This window comes from Pseudomonas sp. G5(2012) (assembly GCF_000408945.1).
GTDB classification, from domain to species: Bacteria; Pseudomonadota; Gammaproteobacteria; order Pseudomonadales; family Pseudomonadaceae; genus Aquipseudomonas; species Aquipseudomonas umsongensis.
Genome location: NZ_APIO01000193.1, coordinates 1 through 10,899 on the forward strand (window position 1 = coordinate 1; position 10,899 = coordinate 10,899).

Genomic DNA, 10,899 nt, shown 5'->3' on the forward strand with positions numbered 1-10,899 from the left:
GCATGTCGAATCGTCGCACCTTCGCGATGGACGTCAACGATGACGCTGGGTGCCTGATACCCCGCGGCGTCCTCAAGTCCATCGTCGGAACGCCGCCCGGAGCATGCTCGCTCCTACAGGTATCGCGTCGTACCGCCGTATTTGCAAAAGGGGCGAAAATCCAAGGTTTATGGCAAACTTCGCGACCATAAGCGCCAGTTTCACGGGCTAGAGCCTTCGGCCAGCTCGCGCGACGGATCAAGCGATGCCAGGTTTGCGTCCCCGGGACGGAAATAGACCCTTTGCGTATTGGTACGACTGTGCCAATACTTTCTGCCTGAACAGATTAGAGACACGACCATGCATAACGTCGTCATCAGCGGCACCGGCCTGTACACCCCGGCCAACAGCATCTCCAACGAAGAGCTGGTGCAGTCTTTCAATGCTTATGTCGCTCAATTCAACACCGACAACGCCGAGGCCATCGCCCGCGGCGAAGTCGAGGCGTTGACCGAATCCAGCGCAGCGTTCATCGAGAAAGCCTCCGGCATCAAAAGCCGTTTTGTCATGGACAAGGAAGGCATTCTCGACCCCCAGCGCATGGCGCCACGCCTGCCGGAGCGTTCCAACGACGAATGGTCGGTGCTTTGCCAGATGGCCATCGGCGCAGCTGAACAAGCCCTGCAACGTGCCGGCAAAACCGCCGCGGATATCGACGGCGTGATCGTCGCCTGCTCCAACCTGCAACGCGCCTACCCGGCCATCGCCATCGAAGTCCAGGAAGCGCTGGGCATCCAGGGTTTTGGTTTCGACATGAACGTGGCGTGCTCCTCGGCCACCTTCGGCATCCAGGCCGCAGCCAACAGCGTCCAGCTGGGCCAGGCCCGGGCGATCCTGATGGTCAACCCGGAAGTCTGCACTGGCCACCTGAACTTCCGTGACCGCGACAGTCACTTCATCTTCGGTGATGCCGCTACCGCGGTGATCATCGAGCGCGCTGACCTCGCCACCTCCAGTCATCAGTTCGACATTGTCAGCACCAAGCTGCTGACCAAGTTCTCCAACAACATCCGCAACAACTTCGGCTTCCTCAACCGCGCCGCGGAAGAGGGCATCGGTGCCAAGGACAAACTGTTCGTGCAGGAAGGCCGCAAGGTGTTCAAGGAAGTCTGCCCGATGGTCGCCGAGCTGATCGCTGCGCACCTGGAAGAGAATCAGCTCAACGTCAATGACGTGAAGCGCTTCTGGCTGCACCAGGCCAACCTCAGCATGAATCACCTGATCGTCAGGAAGCTGCTGGGCCGTGAAGCCACCGAGCAGGAAGCGCCGGTGATTCTCGATACCTATGCCAATACCAGTTCGGCAGGTTCGGTGATTGCATTCCACAAGCACCAGGATGATCTGGCCGCGGGCTCGCTGGCAGTGCTCAGCTCGTTCGGCGCTGGTTACTCGATTGGTAGCGTGTTGCTGCGCAAACGCTGAGTTTTTCGCCGTAGCTGAAAAGATCGCAGCCTGCGGCAGCTCCTACATGGATCGATGTTCAATCGCGATATTGCGTTGAACCCGATCGCGTAGGAGCTGCCGCAGGCTGCGATCTTTTTTTACGCCAATAGAAACAGCCCGGCGTTGACCTATCGGAGGATGATGGGGACCGATAGATCAACGCCAGGCTGCAAGAGTGGCTCAGGCATCCGTGCCGGAGTCGTGTAGCGGGAAATCAGAACTTCGCTTCGGCATCCAGTTGCAGGGTGTTGATGTCGGAGTCTTTCAGGTTGACGCTGGCGTTGGTGTAGTCGGAGTTCGCCATGAAATACGTCGCACCGAGGGTGAAGTTCTTGTCGAGCTCGTAGCTGACTTTCAGCTTGCTGCCGCGCGAACCGGTGAAGCCGTTGGCAAAGTCAGAGTCGGTGAAGGCACCCACCACAGCGTTTTGCTGCACGTCGCGGTAGTTGTAGTCCAGGCCGAAGCCGTAGACCTTGGTCTTGACGCCGGCCAGCCAACCGGTGTCCTTGTCGTTGCTGGCTTCGGCGTTGTGCACGTACTGGCCGTACAGCGACAGAGGCATTGGCAGGCCGCCGATGTCGATCTGGCTGAACCCTTCCCACAGGCGGAACTGCTCGCCCGGGGTGTTACCGTTGACGGCCAGTGCGCAAGGCGAGGTGCTGGCGGTGCAGGCGCTGTCTTCGTCGTTGTCGTAGTTGTAGAGGCTGCCGCCCACGGTCATTTTCAGGTTGTCGGTGATGGCGAAACGCGCACCCAATTGACCAGCGTACAGGCGCAGGTCGTGCTTGAACTGCACCCCTTCGCCGTCGACGTTGTCCTTGAGAGTGTAGTGACCGGCGCTGCCGAACAGTTCGGTATTGCCCAGCGGGTATTTGTAGGTCAGGGCCAGGCCTTCAGGGTTGATGTCGCTGTCCCAGATGATGTCGCCCATGCTGACCCACGGCTGCAGCATCTTGCCGCCGATCACGTGCAGGTTCTTGATGGCGTCGGGGTGGTAGTCGACATAACCCAGGTCCAGCCAGATCTGCTTCTTGTCGAAGTAGTTGTTCAGGTCCTGGTTGGTGGAGCGAGCGTCGTCGCTGCTGCCGGTGGCAATACGGATGCCGGTGTCGACTTGCGGGTTGATTTCGCTGAACGCGCCCAGGCGGGCCCTTATGCGCTGGCGATCCTGGTCCTTGTTGTTGGAAACGCCATCGTTGTGGACGTTTTCCTGTCGGAAACGCACGTCGCCCTTGAATTGGGTCTTGGCCGCCCACGCCAGTTTCTGGTCGAAGGTGCTCAGCTCATTGGTTTTCTTCGCGGTTGCCGCGATCTGCTCGTTGGTCTCTTGCTGGGCCTGACGAGCGATTTGCTGGTCTTTCTGGTCCCGTGCCAGCTCGGCTTGCAGTTCGCTGTACTGGGCGTTGGTAATCGAGCCGTTAGCCTTGAGCATGTCGAGCAGTTTGGCGTCGACTGCAGCGCTGGCAGGAACACTCATGGCCAGCAACAGGCCGCCACACAAGGCCGCCGCAGTTTTCGTGGAAGCAAGACGCATATCAATCTCCGAAGATGAGAGTGGATGGCTGGACCATCCTGGGCACAACCGACCATGGGGTGGACGGAAAACAGTGGCCGTATATAACCCGGCGCTCTAAAAACAGGCGCCAGTATCGCGATGGTTTATGACAGTGCAGTGGCAGAGTGATGGCATGTCTGTGACGGTGCCCAGTCGTTGCAAACGATTGATCCAGAGCGCTGTCGTCGAATTGCCCGTGTGCAATGCACAGCGATAGGCGATACTCGCCAAGCTTTCACGCCATGAAGAGTGAGGACGGTGATGCCGTTGCAACGCCTGCAAAACCTGTCGGAAATCGACCCGAAAACCTGGGATGCGCTGGTACCCGAGAACCAGCCATTTCTGCGGCACGGGTTTCTCGGCGCGTTGGAAGACAGTGGTAGTGTGGGACCCCATTCCGGCTGGCAACCCGAACATTTGCTGCACGTTGAAGGCGAACGACTGATCGCTGCGTTGCCCAGCTACCGCAAATGGCATTCCTACGGCGAGTACGTGTTCGACCACGCCTGGGCCGATGCCTGCGAACGCGCCGGCATCGATTACTACCCCAAGCTTTTGACCGCCGTGCCGTTCAGCCCGGTCAGCGGGCCACGCTTGCTGGCGGCCAGGGGCGAAGATGGTTTCGAATTGCTCAAGAGCCTGCCGGGCTACCTGGAGATCGAACAGCTCTCCAGTGCCCATATCAACTTCACCGACCCGTTCACCGACGCCGCCCTGGCCGAACAACCTGGCTGGCTGCAACGCATCGGCTGTCAGTACCACTGGCAGAACCGCGGCTATCGGGACTTTCAGGATTTTCTCGACGCCCTGAGTTCGCGCAAACGCAAGCAGATGCGCAAGGAACGCGAGCAAGTCGCCGGGCAAGGGATTGACTTCGAATGGCTCGAAGGTCGGCAACTGACCGAGGCACAGTGGGATTTTGTCTATGCCTGCTACGCCAACACTTACGCGGTTCGCCGGCAACGACCTTACCTGACGCGGGAATTTTTCAGCCTGCTGGCCGAGCGCATGCCGCAGGCGATACGAGTCGTTTTGGCCAAACAAGGCTCACGCCCGGTGGCGATGGCCTTCAGTCTGGTCGGTGGCGACAGTTTCTATGGTCGTTACTGGGGCTGCCTGGCGGAGTTCGACCGCCTGCATTTCGAGACCTGTTTCTACCAGGGCATGGACTACGCGATTGCCAACGGCTACCAGCGTTTCGATGCCGGCGCCCAGGGCGAACACAAGTTGATTCGCGGTTTCGAACCGGTCATCACGCACTCCTGGCATTACTTGCGTCATCCCGGCCTGAAAGCGGCCGTGAAGGATTTTTTGCAGCAAGAGCGGATCGGGGTGTTGGCATACGCGGATGAGGCGAAGACCGCCTTGCCTTACCGGCAAGGCTGATCTTCGCAGTGCCTCCGCTCAGAGTTGTTCCTTGCCCAACCAGCGATAGAGCACACCGCCGACGACCGCGCCGAGCAGCGGCGCGACCCAGAACATCCACAATTGCTGAATCGCCCAGCCGCCAACGATGAGTGCCGGGCCGGTGCTGCGTGCCGGGTTGACCGAAGTGTTGGTGACCGGGATCGAGATCAGGTGGATCAGGGTCAACGCCAGGCCAATGGCAATCGGCGCAAGCCCCGCCGGCGCACGATTGTCGGTGGCGCCGAGAATGATCAGGATGAACATGGCGGTCATCACCAACTCACACACAAACCCCGCCGCCATCGAGTAGCCGCCAGGGGAATGTTCGCCGAAGCCGTTGGACGCCAGGCCCCCCGCCAGTTCGAACCCGGGCTTGCCACTGGCGATGAAGTACAACAGGGCGGCCGCAATCACCGCGCCAATCACTTGGGCAATGATATACGCTGGCAGCTCCTTGGCCGGGAAGCGTCCGCCGACCACCAGTCCCAGCGACACCGCCGGATTCAGATGACAACCGGAAATGTGGCCAATGGCAAATGCCATGGTTAGCACCGTCAGGCCAAACGCCAGGGATACCCCCAGCAAACCGATCCCGACATCCGGGAACGCAGCGGCCAGTACCGCACTGCCACACCCGCCCAACACCAGCCAGAAGGTACCTACCAATTCTGTAGCGGAACGTTTGAACAGAGACATGAGAGAGTGTCCTTTCGAGAGTTTGCTGCTTTGTGCATCCAGCAGATGGACTGCAGAACCACCTCCAGAACCTTGGATCAGTACAGCACCGTTTTTATAAAGTTCCAGTGGGCATAAAAAAACGCCAACGCCCGTTGCACGGGCGTGGCGGCTTTTTTTGCTGCATTTGTAGGCGCAAGTTAGCTCCTGCAGACCTAGTCGATCCCCACAAACCCTCCGGTCTGGTGCTGCCACAACCGCGCATACAAACCGCCGTGGGCCAGCAGTTCAGCGTGAGTGCCGGTTTCGGCAATCCGGCCATTCTCCAGCACTACCAGCCGGTCCATCCGGGCGATGGTCGAGAGTCGGTGGGCGATGGCGATCACGGTCTTGCCCTGCATCAGGGTTTCCAGGCTTTCCTGGATGGCCGCCTCGACCTCGGAATCCAATGCCGACGTGGCCTCGTCCATGATCAGGATCGGCGCGTCCTTGAGCAGCACGCGGGCGATGGCGATGCGCTGGCGCTGGCCGCCGGAAAGCTTCACCCCGCGTTCCCCGACATGGGCATCGAAACCGCTGCGGCCTTCAGCGTCGGACAACAGCGGGATGAACCCGTCGGCCCGGGCCTTGTGCACCGCTTCCCAGAGTTCGGCATCGGTGGCGTCGGGTTTGCCATACAACAAATTATCGCGGATCGAGCGATGCAGCAGGGAGGTGTCCTGGGTAATCATGCCGATGCGTTCGCGCAGGCTTTCCTGGCTGACGTCGGCGATGTTCTGGCCGTCGATGAGAATGCGCCCGCCTTCCACGTCATACAGGCGCAGCAGCAGATTGACCAGGGTCGACTTGCCCGCACCGGACGGACCGATCAGGCCAATCTTCTCCCCGGGTTTGATCGTCAGGTTGAGCCCGCCGATGATCCCGCTCTGCTTGCCGTAGTGGAAATCCACATTTTCGAAACGTACTTCGCCACGGGCGACCGCAAGGGGTTTGGCCTGGTCGCGGTCAGTCACGCTGACCGGCTGCGAAATGCTCTGCAAGCCATCCTGGACCATGCCGATGTTTTCGAAGATGCCGGTAACCACCCACATGATCCAGCCGGACATGTTGACGATGCGGATCACCAGCCCGGTCGCGAGTGCAATGGCGCCCACGGTGATCAGCGACTGCGTCCACAGCCACAGGGCCAGGCCGGTGGTGCTGACGATCAACAGGCCGTTCATGCTGGTGATGACCACGTCCATGCTGGTCACGACACGGCCGGCCAGTTGGGCTTTTTCGGTTTGCTCCTTGATCGCTTCGCGGGCGTACTGTTGCTCGAAGTTGGTGTGGGCAAACAGCTTCAGGGTGGTGATGTTGGTGTAGCCGTCGACGATCCGCCCCATGAGTTTGGAGCGCGCATCGGAGGCCACCACCGAGCGATCCTTGACCCGTGGTACGAAGTAGTAGAGCGCGCTGATGAAGGCGATGATCCAGGTCAGCAGCGGGATCATCAGGCGCCAGTCGGCTTCGGCGAACAGCACCAGCGAGCTGATGGCGTAGATCAGCACATGCCACAGCGCATCCACCGCCTGCACCGCGGAATCGCGCAGGGAGTTGCCAGTTTGCATGATGCGCTGGGCGATGCGCCCGGCGAAGTCGTTCTGGAAAAAATTCAGGCTCTGCTTGAGCACGTAGCTGTGGTTCTGCCAGCGAATCAGGCTGGTCATGCTGGGGCTGAGGGTCTGGTGCACCAGCAGGTCATGCAGGCCGACGAATACCGGGCGCAAAACCAGTGCTACCACCACCATCCAGGTCAGTTCGAGGCTGTGTTGCTTGAAAAAATCCGCGTTGGGCGTGCCCTGGGCCAGGTCGATGATGCGGCTCAGGTAGCTGAACAGCGCTACTTCGATCAGTGCACCGATCAGGCCGACGATAAGCAGGGCGGCAAAACTGGGCCAGACCTGCTTGAGGTAGTAAGTATAGAAAGGCAGGACCCGATCCGGCGGTGCGGCTGTCGGGGCATCGCGGAAGACGTCGATCAGTTTTTCGAAACGGCGATAAAGCATCGGTTATTCACCCGCGAACGGGCTCTCCTTCAACGGTTTGAGCGTTGCCGGCAACACCGGCAACGCCCCGGACATCCTTGTCCAGCTTAGTCTTAGTCGATGCGCTTGGCCGACTTGATGAACACCGGGTCGGCGGGCACATCCTTCATGCCATTGCGCACGGTAGTGGGCGAATTGACGATGATGTCCACCACGTCCATACCTTTGACCACTTTGCCGAACACCGCGTAGCCATCACCCTGGTCGAGGAAATCGTTGTCCTTGACGTTGATGAAGAACTGGCTGGTCGCCGAGTCAGGGACCGAAGTACGTGCCATGGACAAGGTGCCACGAACGTTGACCAGGCCGTTCTTGTGCTCGTTCTTGATCGGCGCCTTGGTTTCCTTTTGCTGCATTTGCTGGGTGAAGCCGCCGCCCTGGACCATGAAACCCGGGATCACGCGGTGGAAGATCGTGTTGTTGTAGAAGCCGCTGTCCACGTACTCAAGGAAGTTCTTGGTACTGATCGGGGCCTTGACCGGGTCCAGTTCGATTTCGATCTGGCCGTTGGTGGTTTCCAGAAGAACGTGCGGCGCCTTGGCAGGCGTTGCCGCCATCAGGTTGGCGGCAAACAGTACGGAGCCAGCGGCGAGGGCGATTTTTTTCAGCATGGGTCAGTGATCCTGAGTGTGGAAGTGTCGACTGCGGTGAGAAATTCGAGCAGCGTCTGGTTGAAGCGTTCGGGCTGGTCCAGCGGGGTAGCGTGACGCGAATCGGCGATCACGGCCAGCCGCGCATTCGGCAGCAGCCTGACGTAGTTTTCCTTCAGCGCGACCGGCGTGTAGTCGCGGTCGGCGCTGACGATGAGGGTTGGACAGGAAATCCTCGAAAGTCGTTCCTGCACCCCCCAGCCAACAATGGCATCGAAGCTGGCGAGATAAGCATGTTTGTCGTTTTTTGCCCAGCGCTCGGCCATCTTTTGTCGCAAATCAGCCTGTCCTGGCTTGGGGAACAGTTTGCCACCCAGGGCTTTGCCGATGCTGTGGAGGCTGAGTACGCGCATCAGGCTCCAGCGCTTGAACCACTGCCAATAATCGTCGCGGGTGCGCAACTTGACCTCGGGTGCGCTATTGACGATGCACAGGCTCTTGAGCAATTGCGGCTGGTCCACGCCCAGCTGAAAGCCGATCATGCCCCCCATCGACAATCCTACGTAATGAACGGGCTCCAGGTTCAGGTGCTCGATCAGCGCCACCAGGTCGGCGCTGAACCCGGCGATGCTGTAGCGCTCGCGGGGTTTGTCGGAGCGCCCGTGACCGCGCACATCCGGGACGATCACCCGGTAGCGGGCGGCGAGCGCCGGGATCTGTTCTTCCCAGTCGAGGGTACTGGAACCCAGGCCGTGGACCAGCAGCAACGGCGTGCCGTGGCCATATTCCTCGTAGTGCAGGTTGCAACCTTCGTGTTCGAAATAGGCCATGCATTACCTCCGTGTCAGGCTTGTTCTGGGGCGGCGAACGGTGCGTCCAGGGGTGCAGTGTCGAATGTGCGCAGCAGCTCGACAAGAATCTGCGTCGCCGGGCCGAGCGGTTTTTCCTTGTTCGAATACAGGTAAAAGCTCGGGTTGCGGCTGCCGCCCTGGTCCAACGGTAGCACCTTGAGCGTACCTTCCTTGAGTTCGCGTTCGATCATGTGCCTTGGCAACCAGGCGAACCCCAGGCCGCTGCCGACAAAAGTGGCGGCGGTGGCCAGGCTGCCGACGGTCCAGCGTTGTTCGGCACCGAGCCAGCCGACGTCCCGTGGTTGCTGGCGCCCGGAGTCGCGGATGACCACTTGCAGCTGGCTTTCCAGGTCCTGGAAATTCAGTTCGCGGTTGAGGCGGTGCAGGGGATGTTCCGGATGCGCGACCGCGACGAACTCGACATCGCTCAATTCCGCGCCCAGGTAACCGGGAATGCTGAAACTGCTGATGGCCAGGTCGGCCACGCCTTCGAGCAGGACCTCCTCCACACCCGACAGCACCTCTTCGCGCAGACGCACGCGACAGCCGCGGCTTTGCGGCATGAACGCGGTCAGCGCGCGGACCAGGCGGGCGCTCGGGTAGGCGGCATCGACCACCAGGCGCACTTCCGCTTCCCAGCCTTGCTCCATGTGATGGGCCAGGTCTTCGAGCTGACTGGCCTGTTTCACCAGTTGCCGGGAGCGGCGCAACAACACCCCGCCAGCCTCGGTGAGTACTGCCTTGCGCCCGTCGATGCGCAACAACGGCACGCCGAGCTGGTCTTGCATGCGCGCCACGGTGTAGCTGACCGACGATTGCGAGCGGTGCAGCGCTTCGGCGGCCTGGGCGAAACCGCCGTGGTCGACCACGGCTTGAAGCGTTCGCCATTGATCAAGGGTCACGCGGGGCGCTTTCATGATGGGCTCCTGTTGTCCTAAGCTGCGCAGTTCTTATTGGAGACTGCTGAATGAAAAAAATCTGTTCTTTGTTGCTGGCGATGCTGCCAATGACTGCGTTTGCTTATCCGATCGACGTACAAAAAGAGCTCAATGGACTGAAGATCGACTACACCACCTATGCCTCCGACTACGACATGGGCTCGATCACCGTGAACAACTACGGCGACACCGCTGCCGAATGCTCGGTGGTGTTTCGCAACGGTCCTGAATCGCCAAAGACTCGCAGGGTCAACCTGGACGCGGGTAAGAGCGCGGATCTTTCAGCCAAGTTCAACCGCAAGATCATCAAGCTGTACATCACCATGACCTGCAAGCCGAAATGACCTCCAGCGGAGCACGCGAATTGCCGATGCTCCGCTTATAAACGAAATTATCGATTGGTTATAGCAGTTATTTGCGCTTTTTCATCGATATGACTCTGTTTAACCTTCACTCCATCGACTTACAGCATTCTCAGATGGAGCCTACAAACCATGTCCCGCGTTCTGATCATCGAAAGCAGTGCCCGTCAGCAACACTCGGTTTCCCGTCAACTGACCCAGACCTTCATCAGCCAGTGGCAAGCCGCGCACCCCGGCGACCAGATCACCGTTCGCGACCTGGCTGTCAATCCGGTGCCGCATCTGGACATCAACTTGTTGGGCGGCTGGATGAAGCCCGCCGAGCAACGCAGCGACATCGAACAACTTTCCCTGGAGCGCTCCAACCAGCTGACTGACGAGTTGCTCGCCGCCGACGTGCTGGTAATGGCCGCGCCGATGTACAACTTCGCCATCCCGAGCACCCTCAAGGCCTGGCTTGACCATGTGCTGCGTGCCGGCGTCACCTTCAAGTACACCGAAACCGGACCGCAGGGTTTGCTCAGTGGCAAGCGCGCTTATGTACTGACGGCGCGTGGCGGGATCTACGCCGGCAGCACCGCGGATCACCAGGAACCCTACCTGCGCCAGGTCATGGGCTTCATCGGCATCCACGACGTGACGTTCATCCACGCCGAAGGCATGAACCTGGGCGGCGACTTCCAGGAGAAAGGCCTGAACCAGGCGAACGCCAAGCTTTCCCAGGTGGCCTGAGCCGTTAATCGCCAGATAATCACTGGATGGTCTAGTGACCTGGCGCGTAACCCTTCAAGCCTGCACGCGCATCGAACCTCCCTTTGCACTTGTTGCTCCTGAGTGCTCTAGCCCGATTGAACGCTTTAGCGAGATCGGGCTTTTTTTTGCCCAGGGTTTTGTGAACGGACCCATAACCACTGTGGGAGCGAGCCTGCTGGCCATTGATCGTTCCCACGCT

General features: G+C 59.9%; 10 protein-coding genes and 1 pseudogene. 5 read left to right on the forward strand and 6 right to left on the reverse strand.

Annotated features, from left to right (window positions below; genetic code table 11):
* The first annotated feature begins 339 nt into the window (after positions 1 to 339).
* Entirely contained in the window at positions 340 to 1,461 is a 1,122-nt protein-coding gene (locus tag PG5_RS32265; protein ID WP_020801282.1) for a beta-ketoacyl-ACP synthase III, read from the forward strand.
* A 235-nt stretch (positions 1,462 to 1,696) separates the two neighbouring features.
* Here the strand turns inward: PG5_RS32265 and PG5_RS32270 are convergent, their stop codons facing one another.
* Positions 1,697 to 3,016: a putative porin gene (locus PG5_RS32270; protein WP_020801283.1), complete on the reverse strand. Its 1,320-nt coding sequence runs from the start codon at positions 3,014 to 3,016 to the stop codon at positions 1,697 to 1,699.
* A 282-nt stretch (positions 3,017 to 3,298) separates the two neighbouring features.
* On the opposite strand from PG5_RS32270, the gene PG5_RS32275 reads away from it, so the two are divergent.
* Entirely contained in the window at positions 3,299 to 4,423 is a 1,125-nt protein-coding gene (locus tag PG5_RS32275; protein ID WP_020801284.1) for a GNAT family N-acetyltransferase, read from the forward strand.
* Between the two features lie 18 nt (positions 4,424 to 4,441).
* Here the strand turns inward: PG5_RS32275 and aqpZ are convergent, their stop codons facing one another.
* From aqpZ to PG5_RS32300, 5 genes and pseudogenes are all read right to left on the reverse strand, one after another.
* Positions 4,442 to 5,140 (reverse strand): aquaporin Z, encoded by a 699-nt coding sequence (gene aqpZ / locus PG5_RS32280; protein ID WP_020801285.1) that lies wholly within the window; start codon positions 5,138 to 5,140, stop codon positions 4,442 to 4,444.
* A gap of 194 nt (positions 5,141 to 5,334) precedes the next feature.
* Positions 5,335 to 7,167 carry an ABC transporter ATP-binding protein gene (locus PG5_RS32285; protein ID WP_020801286.1) on the reverse strand — a complete coding sequence of 611 codons (1,833 nt, stop codon included), beginning with the start codon at positions 7,165 to 7,167 and terminating at the stop codon, positions 5,335 to 5,337.
* Positions 7,168 to 7,259: 92 nt separating this feature from the next.
* Entirely contained in the window at positions 7,260 to 7,817 is a 558-nt protein-coding gene (locus PG5_RS32290; RefSeq protein ID WP_020801287.1) for a peptidylprolyl isomerase A, read from the reverse strand.
* A gap of 3 nt (positions 7,818 to 7,820) precedes the next feature.
* Positions 7,821 to 8,626: pseudogene (locus PG5_RS32295) on the reverse strand (alpha/beta fold hydrolase).
* A gap of 14 nt (positions 8,627 to 8,640) precedes the next feature.
* Positions 8,641 to 9,564, reverse strand: coding sequence for a LysR family transcriptional regulator (locus PG5_RS32300; protein ID WP_020801289.1), 924 nt, complete (start codon positions 9,562 to 9,564; stop codon positions 8,641 to 8,643).
* 50 nt (positions 9,565 to 9,614) lie between these two features.
* Here PG5_RS32300 and PG5_RS32305 point away from each other — a divergent pair, with 50 nt between their 5' ends.
* The 3 genes from PG5_RS32305 to PG5_RS34650 form a co-directional block, all read left to right on the forward strand.
* A complete protein-coding gene (locus PG5_RS32305; RefSeq protein ID WP_020801290.1) occupies positions 9,615 to 9,929 on the forward strand; it encodes a hypothetical protein in 315 nt (104 codons plus the stop codon).
* A gap of 150 nt (positions 9,930 to 10,079) precedes the next feature.
* Complete coding sequence (locus PG5_RS32310) at positions 10,080 to 10,679, forward strand: FMN-dependent NADH-azoreductase (protein WP_020801291.1); 600 nt, start codon at positions 10,080 to 10,082, stop codon at positions 10,677 to 10,679.
* 34 nt (positions 10,680 to 10,713) lie between these two features.
* Positions 10,714 to 10,899: hypothetical protein (locus tag PG5_RS34650; RefSeq protein ID WP_218187902.1), on the forward strand; the 186-nt coding region annotated here is incomplete at its 3' end.

Coding starts and splice junctions, on each gene's coding strand:
- PG5_RS32265 (WP_020801282.1), top strand. CDS start 340: ATGCATAACGTCGTCATCAGCGGCACCGGCCTGTACACCCCGGCCAAC.
- PG5_RS32270 (WP_020801283.1), bottom strand. CDS start 3,016: ATGCGTCTTGCTTCCACGAAAACTGCGGCGGCCTTGTGTGGCGGCCTG.
- PG5_RS32275 (WP_020801284.1), top strand. CDS start 3,299: ATGCCGTTGCAACGCCTGCAAAACCTGTCGGAAATCGACCCGAAAACC.
- aqpZ (WP_020801285.1), bottom strand. CDS start 5,140: ATGTCTCTGTTCAAACGTTCCGCTACAGAATTGGTAGGTACCTTCTGG.
- PG5_RS32285 (WP_020801286.1), bottom strand. CDS start 7,167: ATGCTTTATCGCCGTTTCGAAAAACTGATCGACGTCTTCCGCGATGCC.
- PG5_RS32290 (WP_020801287.1), bottom strand. CDS start 7,817: ATGCTGAAAAAAATCGCCCTCGCCGCTGGCTCCGTACTGTTTGCCGCC.
- PG5_RS32300 (WP_020801289.1), bottom strand. CDS start 9,564: ATGAAAGCGCCCCGCGTGACCCTTGATCAATGGCGAACGCTTCAAGCC.
- PG5_RS32305 (WP_020801290.1), top strand. CDS start 9,615: ATGAAAAAAATCTGTTCTTTGTTGCTGGCGATGCTGCCAATGACTGCG.
- PG5_RS32310 (WP_020801291.1), top strand. CDS start 10,080: ATGTCCCGCGTTCTGATCATCGAAAGCAGTGCCCGTCAGCAACACTCG.